We start from the raw sequence: 17,398 nt of genomic DNA on the forward strand, positions 1-17,398 counted from the left end.
AGGGGGTACGGCGTGACCGCGGAGACCGACTGGGGCGGCGCCCCCTCCGTGCTGCGCATGATCCTCGGCAGACAACTGGAGGAGTTGCGGACCCGGGCCGGACTGACCTACGAGCAGGCGGGCGCGGCCATCGGCGTCAGTCACTCCACGATCCGCCGGATGGAGGCCGCCAAGGTCGCACGCCTCCGGCTCCCGGACGCGGAGAAGCTGCTCCAGATCTACGGCGTGACGGACCAGCAGGAGATCGACACGTTCCTGAAGTCGGTCCGGGAGGCCAACAAGCGCGGCTGGTGGCACACCTACCGGGACGTGCTGCCGGACTGGTTCGCCGCGTACCTGAACCTGGAGCAGGCGGCGTTGCAGATCCGCGCCTACGAGAACCAGTTCGTGCACGGGCTGCTGCAGACGGAGAGCTACGCCCGCGCACTGCTCGGCGCCGGCAACCCGCACGCCCCGGCCGAGGCGACCGAACGCCGGGTCGCGCTGCGGATGCGGCGCCAGGAGCTGCTGAGCCGTCAGGCGCCGCCGCGACTGTGGGTCGTGATGGACGAGACCGTGCTGCGCTGGCCGGTCGGTGGCGCGGAGGTGATGCGCGCGCAGGTCGACCATCTGATCGAGGTGAACCGGCTGCCGCATGTGACCCTCCAGATCATGCGGTTCTCGAACGGCCCGCACCCGGCCATGCGGGCGGGCGCGTTCCACCTCTTCCGGTTCCGGGCGCGTGAACTGCCCGACATCGTCTATCTCAACGGCCTGGTGGGCGCGGTCTACCTGGACAAGAGCGACGACGTCGTGGTGTACCGCGAGGCCCTGGACCGGCTGGGCGCCCAGGCGGCGCCCGCCGGCAAGACCGAGGCCCAACTCGGCGCTATTCGCAAGGAGCTCTGACGTGCACCACCCCACACGCCCCGTACACAACGGCATGCCCGCTCCCGAACTGGGCGCCCAGGGCTGGTCCAAGCCGTGGAGCGACGACGCCGGAGGCGCCTGTGTGGAAGTGCTGAAACTCGCCGACGGGCGGGTCGCCGTCCGCCAGTCGACCGACCCCGAGGGACCGGCGCTGGTCTTCACGCCCCTCGAGGTGTCGAGCTTCCTGACGGGAGTGAAGTCGGGCGAGGCGGACTTCCTGCTCTGATCGGCACCTCGTCCGACGCGCTCTCCTCACCTGTTCCCCGGGCTCATCGACCCCCCGCTGTTGCTGAGCGTTCCCCGCACCCCCCGACCCGAATGGGAGACACGGCGTTGCCTGACAACGGATGGCCGGCCGACCGCATCGACACCGAGAACGCGCACTCCGCGCGGATCTACGACTACATCCTCGGCGGCAAGGACTACTACCCCGCGGACCAGGAGGCGGGCGACGCCATGTCCCGCGAATGGCCCGCCCTGCCCATCCACATGCGGGCCAACCGCGACTGGATGAACCGCGCCGTGCGCTGGCTCGCCGAGGAGGCGGGCATGCGCCAGTTCCTGGACATCGGCACCGGCATACCCACCTCACCGAACCTGCACGAGATCGCGCAGGCGGTGGCGCCCGAGTCGCGCGTCGTCTACGTCGACAACGACCCCATCGTCCTCACCCTCTCGCAGGGCCTGCTGGCCAGCTCCCCCGAGGGGCGGACGGCCTACATCGAGGCCGACTTCCGCGACCCGGGCACCATCCTGGACGCCGCCGAGCTGCGCGACACTCTCGACCTCACGCAGCCGGTGGCCCTCACCGTGATCGCGATCGTCCACTTCATCCTGGACGAGGACGACGCGGTCGCCGTCGTCCGCCGCCTCCTGGAGCCGCTGCCCTCGGGCAGCTACCTGGCGATGTCCATCGGCACGGCCGAGTTCGCGCCGCAGGAGGTGGGCCGCGTCGCCCGCGAGTACGCCGCCCGCAACATGCCGATGCGGCTGCGCACCATCGACGAGGCCCACGAGTTCTTCGACGGCCTGGAACTCGTCGAACCCGGCATCGTCCAGGTCCACAAGTGGCGCCCGGACGGCACGGGCGAGGAGGGCATCCTCGACGAGGACATCGCCATGTACGGGGCGGTGGCGCGCAAGCCGTAGGAGGAATGGCGGGAGCCGTACGCCGGTCGGCACGGTGTCGCCGGCCGGCCGGTGAACCCGCCGCGTCCGCCGGCCGGCCCTGCTCCGGATGAGGACGTGCGGGCCCCGGCGTTCCGTGCCAGGGCGGTGACGGGCCCGCCGCGTCAGTCCGGAAGGCCCGTCAGCGGCTGCTCCGCCCAGATGACCTTGCCGTCGGGGACGAACCGGGTACCCCACCGCTGGGTGAGCTGCGAGACCAGCAGCAGCCCGCGCCCGCCCTCGTCCGTGGTCCGGGGATGGCGCAGATGCGGTGCGGTGGCGCCGCTGTCGAACACCTCGCAGACCAGCGTGCCCGCCCTGATCAGCCGCAGCCGGATCGGGCCGACGGCGTGCCGGATGACGTTGGTGACCAGCTCGCTCACCACCAGCTCGGTGGTGAAGGCGAGTTCGTCCAGCCCCCACTCGGACAGCTGCCGGCAGGCCGTCCTGCGGGCGTCGGCGACCACGGCCGGGTCGACCGGCAGTTCCCAGCTCGCCACCTGGCCGGCGCCGAGCAGCCGGGTGCGTGCCAGCAGCAGGGCCACGTCGTCGTAGGGGCGCGCGGGCACCAGCGCGTCGACCACCGCCCGGCAGCGCTGTTCGAGCGAGGGCGCCGGCCGCTCCAGCGCAGCCCGCAGCCGGTCGCGGCCCACGTCGGTCGCCCACGCCTCGTCGCCGCTGGCCAGCAGCCCGTCGGTGTGCAGCACGAGCGTGCTGCCCTCCGCCAGCGTCACCTCCACCGACTCGAAGGGCGGCCCGCCCACGCCGAGTGCGGGACCCTGCGGAAGATCCATGAACGCGACCTTGCCGTCGGCCCCGATGACCGCCGGCGCCGGATGCCCCGCCGCGGCCATCGTGCACCGCCCCTCGACCGGGTCGTAGACGACGTACAGGCAGCCGGACCCGACGGACTCGGAGCCGCCGGAACCGTCCCCCAGCGGTCCGCCCTGCCAGCCGTCGGCAGCGCCCGCGTCCGGTACGACGCCGTCGTCGGGCGCTCCCATGGCCACCAGGTCGTCGAGATGGCCGAGCACCTCCTCCGGCGTCAGATCCAGCGCCGCGAGGGTGCGTACGGCGGTCCGCAGCCGTCCCATGGCCGCCGCCGCCTGGATGCCGTGCCCGGCCACCTCGCCCACCACGAGGGCGACCCGCGCCCCCGACAGCGGGATCAGGTCGTACCAGTCCCCGCCGAGGCCGGTCAGCTCGTCGGCGGGCCGGTAGCAGGCCGTCACGTCCACGGCCTCCTGCTCCGGCAGCCGGTGCGGCAGCAGGCTGCGCTGCAGCACCAGGGCCGCGTCACGCTCGCGGGTGTAGCGCCGGGCGTTGTCGACGCAGACGGCCGCCCGGGAGACGAGGTCCTCGGCCAGACTCAGGTCGCCCTCGTCGAAGGGCTCGTGCCGGCGGCGCCGGAAGAAGGTGGTGACGCCGAGGGTGACGCCCCGCGCGCGGATCGGCACGATCATCGCGCTGTGCAGGCCCAGCTCCAGGAAGATGGACCGCCGGCCGCCGCGTGTCTCCGTGGTCCACTCCTCGGCGAGCGGGTCGAGCCGTGCCTCACGCCAGGGCATGCCCGTCGTCAGGGAGCGGATCGGCGGCGACCCGGCGAGATACGTCGCCGCCTCGCCGATCCCCACGACGGCGTCCAGCACGGTCCGGTCCAGAGAGCGCTGGCCCACCCGGCGCAACGGCACCCGGTCCGTGTCGCGCGGCGGCCCGGGTTCCGGTTCCCCGCCGCGCAGCACCGACTCCAGCAGGTCGACGGTGACGAAGTCGGCGAGCTCGGGCACCGCCACGTCGGCCAGTTCCTGCGCGGTCAGGGTGATGTCGAGAGTGCGGCCGATGCGCTCGCCCGCCCGGTCGAGCAGGGCCAGGCGCTGGCGGTCGCGGTGCCGGTCGGTGATGTCCTGGACCGTGTAGTAGACGCCCATGGGATGGCCGTGGCCGTCGTCGAGCCGGGTGAACGACATCATCTGCGCGGTCTCACGGAACGGGGCGGCGCGCACATGGCCCACGAGCTCGTAGCCGGCGACGGGATCGCCGGTCGCCAGGACGTGCCGCATCTGCGCCTCGATCGCTTCGGTGTCCAGGCCCGGCTGGATGTCGGCCAGTCGCAGGCCCAGCCTGCGGTCGGGCGGTCCGCCGCCGAACTGGGCGAGGGCCGGGTTCGACCAGACGAAGCGCAGGTCGGTGTCGACGATCGCTATGCCGACCGAGGAGCGGGTCACCATCTGCTCCAGCATGGTGCGGCTCATGTCCCAGCCGGGAGCCCCGGCCAGCTCCGACATCAGCACCAGCCAGCGGGACGGACCCTGCGCCTCCAGCGCCGAGGTGATCCGGACCATCACGCGGAGCGGCGTGCCGTCGGCGCGCCGGGCGGTCAGCAGGCCCGCCCAGCCGCCCTCCCTGCGGCACCGCTCGACCAGCTCCGGCACGCGGGAGGCGTCCTCGGAGGTCAGCAGTTCGGCGATGGCGCGGCCGACGGCCTCGGCGGGCGGGTAACCCAGCAGACGCTGGGCGTCCCTGGTCCAGCTCGTCACGACGCCCCGGGCGTCGAGCAGCACGGGAGCGGCGTCCGCCACGTCGAACGGCCGACGGTCGACGTCGCGCTCCTCGTATGTGCCCACCGTTGACCTCTCTGTCGCTGAGAGTGGTCTACCACCTCTTGCCCCCATCTTCACCCCTGCGGGGGCGGGGTTGCCGCGTGAGCGACCGCCCACCGGAGGACCGGGTGGGCAGACGGCGGCCGTGGCCGCTCCTGGCGCGGCCGGTGCGGGGTGGTCCGGTGGAGGGCGGAACGACGGGCGCGGCCGGAGGGAGCGGAGCGGGGGAGCGGCTCGGGGGAGCGGAACGGGCGGCGCGGCTCGGGGGGCGGAACGGGCGGCGCGGCTCGGGGGAGCGGAACGGGCGGCGCGGGCCGGAGCGCGAAGGTGCTCTCCGGCCCGCTCCGCCCCGCCCCTCAGGCCTGGCCGAGCACTGTCCCCAAGGCATCCAGTGCCGACCGCAGCTCCTCACCGGTGACGGTCAGCGGCGGGGCCAGCCGGATGGTCGACCCGTGGGTGTCCTTCACCAGGACGCCCTCGCGCATCAGGCGTTCGCTGATCTCGCGCCCGCTGCCGATCGCCGGGTCGATGTCGACGCCCGCCCACAGCCCCCGCGCCCGGAACCCGACGACGCCCTTGCCGACCAGCTCCTCCAGGCCGCCCCGCAGCACCACGCCCAGCTCCGCGGCCCGGCGCTGGAAGTCGCCCGTCTCCAGCAGCTCGACGACCGCCGTGCCGACCGCGGCGGCCAGCGGGTTGCCGCCGAACGTCGAACCGTGCTCACCCGGCCGCAGTACCCCGAGCACCTCACGGTTCGCCACCACCGCCGACACCGGGACGATGCCTCCGCCCAGCGCCTTGCCGAGGAGCAGCACGTCGGGGACGACGCCCTCGTGCTCGACGGCGAGCGTCCGGCCCGTACGCCCGAGGCCCGACTGGATCTCGTCCGCGATGAACAGGCACCCCTTGCGCCGGGTCACTTCCCGCACGCCGGCCAGGTAGCCGTCGTCCGGGATGAGCACGCCCGCCTCGCCCTGGATCGGCTCGATCAGCACCGCCGCGGTCGTCTCGTCGACGGCCGCCTCCAGCGCGGTGAGATCGTTGTACGGCACGATCCGGAAGCCCGGCGTGAACGGGCCGAAGCCGGCCCGTGCCGTCTCGTCCGTCGAGAAGCTCACGATCGTCGTCGTACGGCCGTGGAAGTTCTCCGCGGCGACCACGATCGTCGCCCGGTCGGCGGGGACGCCCTTCACGTCGTACGCCCACTTGCGCGCCACCTTGATGCCGCTCTCGACCGCCTCGGCGCCCGTGTTCATGGGCAGCACCATGTCCAGGCCGGTCAGCGCGGCCAGCCGCTCCGCGAACTCGGCCAGCCGGTCGTTGTGGAAGGCGCGGGAGGTCAGGGTCAGACGGTCGAGCTGGCGGTGGGCCGCGTCGATCAGGGCCGGGTGGCGGTGGCCGAAGTTCAGGGCCGAGTAGCCGGCCAGCATGTCGAGGTACCTGCGGCCCTCGACGTCCTGGACCCAGGTGCCCTCGGCGCGTGCCACGACCACGGGCAGCGGATGGTAGTTGTGCGCGAGCACCGGCTTCTCGGCGCGGATCAGCTCGGCGGAGTCGCGGGTACGGGCGGGTGCGGTCATGAACGGATCTCCCGGATTTCCTGGGTGCAGCACTTGATGCCCCCGCCGGCCTTGTGGAACTCCGACAGGTCCACCGGCACGGGCACGTAGCCGCGGTCGGCGAGTTGCGCGGCGAGGCCCTCGGCGCGGGGTGAGATGAAGACGTGGCGCCCGTCGGAGACGGAGTTCAGCCCGAACGCCATCGCGTCCTCCCGGGTGCCGAGCACCGCGTCCGGGTACAGGCGTGCGAGCACCTCGCGGCTGCCGGGCGAGAAGGCGTCCGGGTAGTACGCGATGTTCTCCTCGTCGAGCACGAACAGCGCCGTGTCGAGGTGGTAGAGGTACGGGTCCACCAGGGTCAGGGAGATCACCGGCACGCCGAGGTACTCCTGCACCTCGCGATGTGCCTCGCGGGTGGTGCGGAATCCGGTGCCTGCCAGCATGTACCGGCCCGTCGGGACGAGGTCGCCCTCGCCTTCGCACACGTTCTCCGGGCGGTAGACGTCGAAGCCCGCCCCCTTGAACCAGGTGTCGTAGTGCGTGGACTCGGGGCGCCGCTCGGGCGCGTGGAAGAGGGAGCCGAAGACCCGGCCGTCGACGACGACCGCCGAGTTCGCGGCGAAGACCATGTCCGGCAGACCCGGCACCGGCGGCACGGAGTCGACCGTGTGGCCGTGGTCCTCGTAGACGCGGATCAGCGTCCGCCACTGCTCCTGGGCGAGACCGACGTCGACCTCGGCGTCGGGATGCATCCAGGGGTTGATCGCGTACTGCACGGCGAAGTGTCTGGGTTCGCAGACGAGGAAGCGCCGCCGGCGCGGCACACGGGTTTCGGACACAGAGGGGTCCCTCCGCTTCCTGCGGTGTCGACTGGGGGTGACACCACGGTAGAAACGGCGGGGAAGCGCGACAAGAAACAAAAGCTGCGTGTTCGCGCAGGAATGCTGCGCAGTTCTCGCGCTCAGCGCACGTCTGGTGCGCGCTCCGGTGCGGGCTGGCTCGCACCCGCCTCCGGACTCTCCGGAATCAGATGGGACAGCACCATCACGCTGATCGTCTTGCGGATGAACGGCTCCGTACGGATCCGCTCCAGCACCTCCTCGAAGTGCTCCACGTCCCGGGCCCGCACGTGCAGCAGCGCGTCCGCGCCCCCGGTCACCGTCATCGCGGCCGCGATCTCCGGATAGCCGCGCACCACCTCGGCCAGCCGCCGGGGCGGGGCCGCGCCCTCGCAGTACACCTCCACGTACGCCTCGGTACGCCAGCCCAGCGCCGACGGCTCCACGGTCGCCGTGAACCCCGTGATCACGCCGGTCTCCCGCAGCCGGTCCACCCGGCGCTTCACCGCGGTCGCCGACAACCCGATCGCCGCGCCGATCTCGGCGAAGCTCGTCCTGGAGTTCGCCATCAGCGCGGTGATGATCTTCCGGTCCAGTTCGTCGAAGGGCGCCGGCCTGCTGTTCATGCGGGCACTGTATCCAGCGAGAACGTCCGCGTCCGGGACGTGTGCAGGCGTACGACTTGCTCCTAGACTCCACGTTCATGCTGCGTGCCCTGGCTGTCGACGACGAACGCCCCTCCCTCGAGGAACTCGTGTACCTGCTGAACGCGGACCCGCGGATCGGCAGCGCCGAGGGCGCCGGCGACGCGACCGGGGCACTGCGCCGGATCACCCGCGCCCTGGAGTCCGGACCGGACGGACCCGAGGCCATCGACGTCGTCTTCCTCGACATCAACATGCCCGGCCTCGACGGTCTCGACCTGGCCCGACTGCTGACCGGCTTCGCCCAGCCCCCGCTGGTCGTCTTCGTCACCGCGCACGAGGACTTCGCCGTCCAGGCCTTCGACCTCAAAGCCGTCGACTACGTCCTCAAGCCGGTCCGCAAGGAGCGCCTCGCCGAAGCCGTACGCCGGGCCGCCGAGCAGCGCGGTACCGCCCCGCGCATCCCCGTGCACGAGCCCGACCCCGACCACATCCCCGTGGAACTCGGCGGCGTCACCCGCTTCGTCGCCGTCGACGACATCACCCACGTCGAGGCCCAGGGCGACTACGCCCGGCTGCACACCGCCAAGGGCAGCCACCTGGTGCGCATCCCGCTGTCCGCCCTGGAGGAGCGCTGGCGCTCCCGCGGCTTCGTCCGCATCCACCGCCGTCACCTGGTCGCCCTGCGCCACATCGGCGAACTCCGCCTGGACGCGGGCACGGTCTGCGTCCTGGTCGGTGGCGAGGAACTCCAGGTCAGCCGTCGCCACGCCCGTGAGCTGCGGGACCTTCTCATGAGGAGGGCGTGACGGTGCCCCAGGAACCCGTCGAACGCCGGGTAGTCGTTACCGGCCCACGCCGCGGCGCCGGCCGCGCCCCGGGCTATTACCGCCCGCAGACCGAGATCGACGAGCAGACCACTCTCGGTCACACCTACGTCCGCTCCCTGATGCGCACCCAACTCCGCGCCGCGCTGACGGTGTTCGCCGTCCTCGTCCTGCTCGTCGGACCCCTGCCGCTGGTGTTCGCGACCGCCCCCGACGCCCGCCGCCTGGAGTGGCTGGTCCTCGGCTTCTGCCTGTACGCGCCCCTGGTCCTCCTGGCCCGCTGGTACGTGAGCCGCGCCGAACGCAACGAACGGGACTTCGTCCGCCTCGTCGAGGACCGCTGAGGACGACGCCCCTTGTACTCCGGTTACGCCGTCCCCGCCGTCGCTCTCGTCGTCCTGGCCACCGTCCTCGTCGGCGCCTTCGGCCTGCGCATATCCCGGACCACCTCCGACTTCTACGTCGCCTCCCGCACCGTCGGTCCCCGTCTGAACGCCGCCGCGATCAGCGGCGAGTACCTCTCGGCGGCCTCCTTCCTCGGCATCGCGGGCCTGGTCCTCGTCCAGGGTCCGGACATGCTCTGGTACCCGGTCGGCTACACCGCCGGCTATCTCGTCCTCCTCGTGTTCGTCGCCGCCCCGCTCCGCCGCTCCGGCGCCTACACGCTGCCCGACTTCGCCGAGGCCCGCCTCGCCTCCCCGGCGGTACGGCGGCTCGCGGGCGCCTTCGTGGTCGGCGTCGGCTGGCTGTACCTGCTGCCCCAACTCCAGGGCGCGGGCCTGACGCTGACCGTCCTGACCGGGGCGCCCGACTGGCTGGGCGGGATCATCGTCGCCGTCGTGGTCACCGCGATCGTCGCGGCGGGAGGCATGCGCAGCATCACCTTCGTGCAGGCCTTCCAGTACTGGCTGAAGCTCACCGCTCTGCTGGTGCCCGCGCTCTTCCTCGTCCTCGCCTGGCAGCGGGACGGCGCACCGCGCGACGCCTTCGACGAACCGGCCGCCCTCCGCGAACAACGTGCCGTCCGCGTCGACGACACCCTCGACCTGCGGCTCGACAGCCCGCTGACGGTGACGGTCAGCGGCACGGTCGACGGACGGAAGTACGAGGAGCGGCGGCTTGACCTCCCGGCCGGTACCCACCGCGTCGCCCAGGGCACCCGCCTCACCTTCGACAGGGGGACCCCCGTCCCCACGGCCGGCACCGCGAGCGGCGGCGGAATGGCACCGTCACGGGCGGAGAGCCGCGAGGACCGTCCGCTGTACGCCACGTACGGACTGATCCTCGCCACCTTCCTCGGCACCATGGGCCTGCCGCACGTCGTCGTCCGCTTCTACACCAGCCCGCACGGCGTCGCCGCCCGCCGGACGACGGTCGCCGTGCTCGCCCTGATCGGGGGCTTTTACCTGCTGCCGCCGGTCTACGGCGCCCTCGGCCGCATCTACGCCCCCGAACTCACCCTGACCGGTGACGCGGACGCGGCGGTGCTGCTGCTTCCGGAGCGCATGATCGGCGGCGTGGGCGGCGATCTGCTCGGCGCACTGGTCGCGGGCGGGGCTTTCGCCGCCTTCCTGTCCACGGCGTCGGGGCTGACCATGGCGGTGGCGGGCGTGCTGACCCAGGACGTCCTGCCCACACGGGCCGTGCGGCACTTCCGGCTCGGCACCGTCCTGGCGATGGCGGCGCCCCTCGCGGCGAGCGTGCTGGTCGGAGGGCTGCCGGTGGCGGACGCGGTGGGGCTGGCCTTCGCCGTGTCGGCGTCGTCCTTCTGCCCGCTGCTGGTGCTCGGCATCTGGTGGCGGCGGCTGACCCCGCCCGGCGCGGCGGCCGGGATGCTGGTCGGCGGCGGTTCGGCCTTCCTGGCGGTGGCCGCTACCATGGCGGGCTTCCCCGGCCCCGGCCCGTTGCACGCGCTGCTCGCCTGGCCCGCGCTGTGGTCGGTGCCGCTGGGCTTCCTCACCATGGTGCTGGTGTCGCTCGCGACCGCGAGCCGGGTCCCGCCGGGGACGGCGGCGATCCTCGCGCGGATCCATCTGCCCGAGGAAGTCCGGGCGGAGGTGAAGGCATGACCGGCCACGCGCACGGTTCGAAAGGCCTCGGGAAGCCGAAGGAGGGGACGGCATGAGCGGTTTCCTCGCCGGGCTCTGTGTCGCCGTGCTCCCGCTGCTCGCGGCGGGCTTCTGGCTGGGCCGGCGCACGGCCCGCCCCGAGAGCCTCGGTGGCCTCGGCACTCCCGTCGAGCACGCCACCTTCCAGACCCTGCACGCCGCTTCCCTCGCCGCGCCCCCGCTGCGGGCCGGCCTCACCGGGGAGACGGCCCGCAAATCCGCCCGCAGGCTGCGCTCCCTGCTCGGTACGGACGCGCTGTGCCTCACCGACGACACGCGCGTCCTCGCCTGGGACGGCGTGGGCGCCCACCACCGCGCCGAGATCATGCAACGCCTGACCGGACCCCTGGAAGCCGGCCGCGGCGAGGCCTTCCGCCTGAGCTGCGACGTCCCCGACTGCACCCTGCGCTGGGCGGTGGTCGCCCCGCTCACCGTCGACGACCGGGTGCACGGCGCCCTCGTTGCCTGCGCGCCCCGCGAGTCCGCCGTCCTGGTCAGGGCGGCCGGCGAGGTGGCCCGCTGGGTCTCCGTGCAGCTCGAACTCGCCGACCTGGACCAGTCACGCACCCGCCTCATCGAGGCCGAGATCAAGGCCCTGCGCGCCCAGATCTCCCCGCACTTCATCTTCAACTCGCTCGCGGTGATCGCCTCGTTCGTCCGCACCGACCCCGAGCGCGCACGCGAACTGCTCCTGGAGTTCGCAGACTTCACCCGCTACTCGTTCCGCAGGCACGGCGACTTCACCACTCTCGCCGACGAACTCCACGCCATCGACCACTACCTGGCGCTCGTCCGGGCCCGCTTCGGCGACCGCCTCTCCGTCACGCTCCAGATCGCGCCCGAGGTGCTGCCGGTGGCCCTGCCCTTCCTCTGCCTCCAGCCGCTGGTCGAGAACGCCGTCAAACACGGCCTCGAAGGCAAGGCCGACACGTGCCACATCAGCATCACCGCCCAGGACACCGGCGCCGAGGCCCTCGTGGTGATCGAGGACGACGGCGCCGGTATGGACCCCGACCTGCTGCGCCGCATCCTCGCCGGGGAGGTCAGCCCGTCGGGCGGCATCGGGCTGTCCAACGTCGACGACCGGTTGCGGCAGGTCTACGGCGACGACTACGGCCTCGTCATCGAGACCGCCGCCGGCGCGGGGATGAAGGTCACCGCCCGGCTGCCGAAATACCAGCCGGGGGTGCACTCCGCGGGGCGGCTCACCCGCGAGTGACCGTCCTCGTCAGGTGCTCCGGGTGGCCACCATCCCGAGGGTTATCAGGCCCAGCACGACCCAGCCGAACCACAGCCAGCCGTTGCTGCCGAGCGCCACCGTGTAGGCGGTGACCACGACCAGGCCGCCGACGGTGAGCACCCCCATCGCCTTCGTGGAACCGTCCGTAGAACCGGGCATCGCGACACCCTCCTCATGGTTCGTTCCCTCCCATGGTGCCCCCGTTCTGCTTCCGGACGGGTCGGACGGCGAAATGAGTGCCGGAATTCCCAGGACTCCCGCCCGTCCAGGAACGCACTCGCGACCGGAAGGGGCGAATCCGTGGTCGTCCGGCGCCGCCCTCCGCGCGCACCCCGCGTCCGGCCGGCTCCGCGCCTCGACGAGCATCAGCCGTTGGTCCACCCGAGTGAATCCGGGCGCCTGTCCGTCGCACGTGTCTTCGCTTGAGTCTTCGCATGAGGCCGGCCGAACGCCCTGCTCCGGACACTGTCCAGCGGTCCCGTCGCTGCACGCCTGCCGCGCCTCGCCACCGCGGCCGAGGTCTGTACTTGGAGGTCAGCGGGTGCGTGCGTTCAGTGCGGCCAAATAGGCGTTGTAATCCTCGAGTTCCTTGTCGCCGTCCCGGTCGGCCGCGCGGTCCTTGCGCCGGGCCTGGCGCTGCTCCGAGGCGTGCCACTGGAACAGCAGCGCGATCAGCACCAGCACGGACGGGATCTCACTGAACGCCCAGGCGATGCCGCCGGCCGCGTTCTGGTCGGCGAGGGCGTCGATGCCGAGCGAGGCGGGCGGGTCGGCGTAGGTGCCGACCATCGGCGTCGACGCCATCATCAGCGCGATACCGAAGAACGCGTGGAACGGCATGCCCGCGAACAGCTCCAGCATCCGCATCAGGTGGCCGGGCCGGTGCGGCCCCGGGTCCACGCCGATGATCGGCCAGAAGAACACCAGGCCGGTGGCGAGGAAGTGCACCATCATCGCGATGTGCCCCGGCTTGGAGCCCATCAGGAAGTCGAAGATCGGCGTGAAGTACAGCGCGTACAGGCTCGCGATGAACAGCGGGATCGTGAACACGGGATGCGTGACGATCCGCATGTACCGGCTGTGCAGCAGCGCCAGCAGCAGCTCCCGCGGCCCCTTGTGGCCCCGGGCGGCCGGCGGCAGCGCCCGCAGCGCGAGCGTGATCGGCGCACCGAGCAGGATCAGGATCGGCGACAGCATACTGATCACCATGTGCTGCACCATGTGCACGCTGAACATGACCATGCCGTAGTCGTTCAGCTTGGTGCACATCATCATCCCGATGGACAGCACCCCGGCGGCGAAGGACACGGTCCGCCCCACCGGCCACCCGTCGCCGCGCCGCCGCAGCCGGACGACACCCCACCCGTACAGCGCGAGCCCCAGCAGGCAGGCCACCAGGAAGAACGGCTCCGCCGACCACTGAAGCCCTCGCCCCAGCGTGAACGGCGGCAAGTCCATGGTCATGCCGTGCCCGCTGTGATCCATGCGACGGCTCCTGTTTCGTACGGGTTGTGCTGTCTGTCCGCCCCAAGACTAGAACTGCCCCCGGCCGCGCCTGCGACCGGGGGCAGTGCCGGATGCCGACCGGCACCCGCAGGACCGCTACAGCACGCACTCCGCCTCGGCGTACCGGTCCGACGGCACCGTCTTCAGCGTCTCCACGGCCTCCGCCAGCGGCACCATCACGATGTCCGTCCCGTTCAGCGCGGTCATCTTCCCGAACTCGCCCCGGTGCGCGGCCTGAACCGCATGCCACCCGAACCGCGTGGCGAGCACCCGGTCGTAGGCGGTCGGCGTACCACCGCGCTGCACATGCCCGAGGATGACCGGCCGCGCTTCCTTCCCGAGCCGGTTCTCCAACTCGACGGAAAGCTGCCGCGCGACCCCCGCGAACCTCTCGTGCCCGTAGACGTCCTTGCCGCCCTCGTCGAACGCCATGCTGCCGGGCCGCGGCTTCGCGCCCTCCGCCACGACGACGATCGCGAACCGCTTGCCCGCCTCGAACCGCTCGCCGACCTTCGCGGTCAGCTCGTCGATGTCGAACGGCCGCTCCGGTACGACGATGGCGTGGGCGCCCGCGGCCATGCCCGAGTGCAGGGCGATCCACCCGGTGTGCCGGCCCATGACCTCCACGATCAGCACCCGCTGGTGGGACTCGGCGGTGGTCTTGAGCCGGTCCAGCGCCTCGGTCGCGACGGTCACGGCGGTGTCGAAGCCGAACGTCACGTCGGTCACGGCGATGTCGTTGTCGATCGTCTTCGGCACGCCCACGATGGGCAGCCCGCTGTCCGACAGCAGCCGGGCCGCCTTCAGGGTGCCCTCACCGCCGATCGGGATGATGGCGTCGAGGCCGAGCTCCCGCACGTGCCCCCGGGCCCGCTCCACGCCGTCCCGCAGATGTTCGGGACGGACCCGGGAGGAGCCGAGGATCGTACCGCCGCGGGCGAGGATGCCGCCCACCGCGTCGAGGTCGAGCTTGAGGTAGTCGCACTCCAGGAGGCCCTTCCAGCCGTCCCGGAACCCGATGACCTCGTCGCCGTGGTCGACGACGGCGCGGTGCACGACGGACCGGATGACGGCGTTCAGACCGGGGCAGTCGCCGCCGGAGGTGAGGACACCAATGCGCATAGCCCGTAATACCTTCTCGACGTGGGCCGGGTCCGGACCACGCTGTCCGGCTCGATCCCCGCCACCCTAGCGGCACAGGGGGGCGGGACCGAACCGTGCGTCCGACTGCTGGACGACCGCGCTCACCTGTGCGGACGCCCCGTCAGACGGGCTTGCCGAGCGGTGCTGAAACCGTGCCGGAACGCCTCAGGCGGGCTGCTGCTGCGCCGCCGCGATGCGCTCGTCCCGCAGCGCCTCGTACCAGTGGTCGTCGGTCGGCGGCAGCGCGTTGACGTCGAGCGCCAGCTTCAGCAGCAGATCGGCGATCTGCGGGTTCCGGGCCAGCACCGGGCCGTGCATGTAGGTGCCGAAGACGGTGTCGTTGTACGCGCCCTCCGTGCCGTCGCCCGTGCCGTTGCCGTTGCCGAACCGCACCCGCGCGAGCGGGCGGGCCGTGGGGCCGAGGTGGGTGATGCCCTGGTGGTTCTCGAAGCCGGTCAGCGGGGGCAGGCCCAGCCGCTGGTCGATGTCGCCGAGCACGTCACCGACGCACCGCTCGCCCTCGCCCCGCGTCGAGACCACGTCGAGCAGGCCGAGGCCGGGCTCACGCTGACCGAGGTCGTTGATGAACTCGTGCCCGAGGATCTGGTACCCGGCGCACACGGAGAACACGATCGCCCCGTTCCCCACGGCCCGGTGCAGACCGCCGTCCCGGCGCAGCCGCTCGGCCGCGAGCCGCTGCGGCCGGTCCTCGCCGCCGCCGATCAGGTAGATGTCGCCGGACGTCGGGATGGGCTGGTCGCTGCGCACGTCCAGCCGGGCCACGTCCAGGCCCCGCTGCCGGGCCCGGCGCTCCACGACCAGGACGTTGCCCTGGTCGCCGTACGTGCTGAGCAGGTCCGGGTAGATCCAGACGACCCGCAGTTGGTTGTCGCTCACGAAAGTCCCCTGAAGTCTTGTCAGTTGCCGACGCGGCGGCGCAGGTCCTGGAACGCGGTGTAGTTGGCGATGACCTCGATCCGGCCCGGCGGGGCCTTCTGCACCGCCTCGTCGAGGTTCTCGCAGACCTGGAAGTGCTGGTTCGCCACCTCCAGCCGCACCGCGAGGTCGAGCTTGCGGTCACCGATGACGAAGATCGGGTGGCCGGTCAGCCGCGTGTAGTCGACGTCCCAGAGCCACGAGGTGTCCGTGCCGTCGGCGCCGCGCGCGTTCACGGACAGGATCACCGGGGTCGGGGGCGGGTCGATGAGGGAGAACGTCTCCAGCCACCCGGCCGGGTTCTTGGCGAGCAGCAGCCGCAGGTCGCGCTGCATGAACTGCACCACGTCGTACCGCCCGGCCACCGCCTGCACCTGGTACATCCGCTCGAGGGCGACCTGCGGCGGCACCCCGAACACGGCGGCGACGGCGGCCGAGGAGGTGGCGTTGGCCTTGTTGGCGCGGCCCGGCAGCTGGAGGTGGATCGGCCAGGCGGAGCCGTGCGGGTCGAGGACGTGGTCGCCGGAGAGCGCCCAGCTCGGGGTGGGACGGCGGAAGCCGCACTCGCCGCAGAACCAGTCGTCGCCGGGGCGGCGCATCACACCGCCGCAGGACGGGCAGGACCAGGCGTCGTCCTTCCACATCTGCCCGGCCGCGACCCAGATCACATTGGGGGAGGACGACGCCGCCCACACCACCAGCGGATCGTCCGCGTTGGCGACGACCACGGCCTTGGTGCCGGCGAGCCCCTCGCGCCAGTTCTCGGCGAGCATCCGGGTCTCGGCGGCACGGTCGAGCTGGTCGCGGGAGAGGTTCAGCAGCGCGATGCACTTCGGGTCGGTGTCCCGGGCCACACCGGCCAGGTACTTCTCGTCGACCTCGATGACGCCGAACTTGGCGTCCGAGCCGCCTGCCAGCGCCGAGGTGATGCCGGCGGGCATGTTGGCGCCGAGCGCGTTGGACACCACGGGGCCCGCCGCGCGCAGCGCCTCGGCGATCAGCCGCGTCGTGGTGGTCTTGCCGTTGGTCGCCGACACCAGGATCACGTCCAGGTTCTGGGCGAGCCGGGCCAGGAGGTCGGGATCGAGTTTGAGGGCCACCCGGCCACCGATCACCGAACCGCTGCCGCGTCCCGCCGCGCGGGATGCCGCGGCGACCGCCTTGCCCGCGGTCACGGCCAGCTTGGCCCGCGGCGAGAGCGGGTCCGAGTTGCCTGCCATCAGTTCTCGATCCTCCTTGCGTACGCGCCGCGCCGTAGCATCCGGCAACGTGGTGACGCCTCAGCCTATCGAGATCCACTCACCTGCCCGAATCGCGGCACCGTCACGATCCCCGCGCGCGGGGAGCGCGCCAGCGAGGACCGTACCCTTGCCGGCATGCGACAAGGCTCCATCCCGGGCGCTCACGGGCGTGTCCGGCCCCTCACCCTGCTCGGCGACCCGGTCCTGCACACACCCTGCACGGAAGTCACCGATTTCGGCCCCGAACTCTCCCGCCTCGTGGAGGACTTGTTCGCGACGATGTACGCCGCCCAGGGCGTCGGCCTGGCCGCGAACCAGGTCGGCGAGCCGCTGCGGGTCTTCGTCTTCGACTGCCCCGACGACGATGACGTACGGCACCTGGGGCATGTGGTCAACCCACGCCTGGTCACGGCGGACGGTGTGGTGATCCGTGGCCCGGAGGGCTGTCTGTCCCTGCCGGGCCTGGAGGCGGGCACGGAGCGCCACGACCATGCGGTGGTGGAGGGCGTCACGATGACGGGCGACCCGGTCACGATCCACGGCACCGGCTTCTTCGCCCGCTGTCTGCAGCACGAGTGCGACCATCTGGACGGCACGGTGTACGCGGACCGGGTCCGGGGCCGGCGCCACGGACGCCTGATGCGGCAAGTGGCCCGGGCCTCATGGCACCGGTGAGGCG

Annotated in this window: 17 protein-coding genes; 8 read left to right on the top strand and 9 right to left on the bottom strand. The window is 72.1% G+C overall.

The genetic code is table 11. From position 1 onward, the window contains the following. The first annotated feature begins 12 nt into the window (after positions 1–12). The 3 genes from ACIHCM_RS13290 to ACIHCM_RS13300 all read left to right on the top strand — a co-directional run bounded on the left by ACIHCM_RS13290 (position 13) and on the right by ACIHCM_RS13300 (position 2,058). Positions 13–888, top strand: coding sequence for a helix-turn-helix domain-containing protein (locus ACIHCM_RS13290; RefSeq protein WP_399893784.1), 876 nt, complete (start codon positions 13–15; stop codon positions 886–888). Between the two features lie 34 nt (positions 889–922). Beyond that, entirely contained in the window at positions 923–1,135 is a 213-nt protein-coding gene (locus ACIHCM_RS13295; RefSeq protein WP_399894613.1) for a DUF397 domain-containing protein, read from the top strand. A 107-nt stretch (positions 1,136–1,242) separates the two neighbouring features. After that, a complete protein-coding gene (locus tag ACIHCM_RS13300; protein ID WP_399893787.1) occupies positions 1,243–2,058 on the top strand; it encodes an SAM-dependent methyltransferase in 816 nt (271 codons plus the stop codon). A gap of 143 nt (positions 2,059–2,201) precedes the next feature. On the opposite strand, the gene ACIHCM_RS13305 is transcribed toward ACIHCM_RS13300, so the two are convergent. From ACIHCM_RS13305 to ACIHCM_RS13320, 4 genes are all read right to left on the bottom strand, one after another. After that, complete coding sequence (locus ACIHCM_RS13305; protein ID WP_399893790.1) at positions 2,202–4,700, bottom strand: SpoIIE family protein phosphatase; 2,499 nt, start codon at positions 4,698–4,700, stop codon at positions 2,202–2,204. A gap of 332 nt (positions 4,701–5,032) precedes the next feature. Then, positions 5,033–6,256, bottom strand: coding sequence for an ornithine--oxo-acid transaminase (gene rocD, locus ACIHCM_RS13310; protein ID WP_399893793.1), 1,224 nt, complete (start codon positions 6,254–6,256; stop codon positions 5,033–5,035). After that, positions 6,253–7,074: a dimethylargininase gene (ddaH, locus tag ACIHCM_RS13315; RefSeq protein ID WP_399893796.1), complete on the bottom strand. Its 822-nt coding sequence runs from the start codon at positions 7,072–7,074 to the stop codon at positions 6,253–6,255. The genes rocD and ddaH overlap by 4 nt, the downstream gene beginning before the upstream one ends. A 122-nt stretch (positions 7,075–7,196) precedes the next feature. After that, on the bottom strand, positions 7,197–7,700 hold the full coding sequence (locus ACIHCM_RS13320; RefSeq protein ID WP_393113378.1) for an Lrp/AsnC family transcriptional regulator: 504 nt from the start codon (positions 7,698–7,700) through the stop codon (positions 7,197–7,199). A 77-nt stretch (positions 7,701–7,777) separates the two neighbouring features. On the opposite strand from ACIHCM_RS13320, the gene ACIHCM_RS13325 reads away from it, so the two are divergent. From ACIHCM_RS13325 to ACIHCM_RS13340, 4 genes are read left to right on the top strand one after another with little or no spacing between them, the layout of a single operon-like run. Beyond that, the gene (locus tag ACIHCM_RS13325) at positions 7,778–8,527 is read left to right on the top strand and encodes a LytR/AlgR family response regulator transcription factor (protein WP_399893799.1); all 750 of its coding nucleotides are present in this window, start codon (positions 7,778–7,780) and stop codon (positions 8,525–8,527) included. A 2-nt stretch (positions 8,528–8,529) separates the two neighbouring features. After that, positions 8,530–8,889: a hypothetical protein gene (locus tag ACIHCM_RS13330; protein WP_399893801.1), complete on the top strand. Its 360-nt coding sequence runs from the start codon at positions 8,530–8,532 to the stop codon at positions 8,887–8,889. A gap of 12 nt (positions 8,890–8,901) precedes the next feature. Next, the gene (locus ACIHCM_RS13335; RefSeq protein WP_399893804.1) at positions 8,902–10,614 is read left to right on the top strand and encodes a cation acetate symporter; all 1,713 of its coding nucleotides are present in this window, start codon (positions 8,902–8,904) and stop codon (positions 10,612–10,614) included. A 52-nt stretch (positions 10,615–10,666) separates the two neighbouring features. Continuing rightward, positions 10,667–11,872, top strand: coding sequence for a sensor histidine kinase (locus tag ACIHCM_RS13340; RefSeq protein WP_399893807.1), 1,206 nt, complete (start codon positions 10,667–10,669; stop codon positions 11,870–11,872). 9 nt (positions 11,873–11,881) lie between these two features. Here ACIHCM_RS13340 and ACIHCM_RS13345 read toward each other — a convergent pair whose 3' ends face one another. From ACIHCM_RS13345 to ACIHCM_RS13365, 5 genes are all read right to left on the bottom strand, one after another. Beyond that, on the bottom strand, positions 11,882–12,052 hold the full coding sequence (locus ACIHCM_RS13345; protein ID WP_141310231.1) for a hypothetical protein: 171 nt from the start codon (positions 12,050–12,052) through the stop codon (positions 11,882–11,884). Between the two features lie 375 nt (positions 12,053–12,427). Continuing rightward, positions 12,428–13,378: a cytochrome c oxidase assembly protein gene (locus ACIHCM_RS13350; RefSeq protein ID WP_399893811.1), complete on the bottom strand. Its 951-nt coding sequence runs from the start codon at positions 13,376–13,378 to the stop codon at positions 12,428–12,430. Between the two features lie 117 nt (positions 13,379–13,495). Further along, positions 13,496–14,521: a 6-phosphofructokinase gene (locus ACIHCM_RS13355; RefSeq protein WP_399893814.1), complete on the bottom strand. Its 1,026-nt coding sequence runs from the start codon at positions 14,519–14,521 to the stop codon at positions 13,496–13,498. A gap of 186 nt (positions 14,522–14,707) precedes the next feature. Next, on the bottom strand, positions 14,708–15,439 hold the full coding sequence (locus ACIHCM_RS13360) for a type 1 glutamine amidotransferase (RefSeq protein ID WP_399893817.1): 732 nt from the start codon (positions 15,437–15,439) through the stop codon (positions 14,708–14,710). 20 nt (positions 15,440–15,459) lie between these two features. Then, a complete protein-coding gene (locus ACIHCM_RS13365; RefSeq protein ID WP_399893820.1) occupies positions 15,460–16,698 on the bottom strand; it encodes a MurT ligase domain-containing protein in 1,239 nt (412 codons plus the stop codon). Positions 16,699–16,854: 156 nt separating this feature from the next. Between ACIHCM_RS13365 and def the strand changes: the two genes are divergently transcribed. Then, positions 16,855–17,394: a peptide deformylase gene (def, locus tag ACIHCM_RS13370; protein WP_399893823.1), complete on the top strand. Its 540-nt coding sequence runs from the start codon at positions 16,855–16,857 to the stop codon at positions 17,392–17,394. Positions 17,395–17,398 lie beyond the last annotated feature (4 nt).

The organism is Streptomyces sp. NPDC052023 (genome assembly GCF_044548465.1).
Taxonomy (GTDB): Bacteria; Actinomycetota; Actinomycetes; order Streptomycetales; family Streptomycetaceae; genus Streptomyces.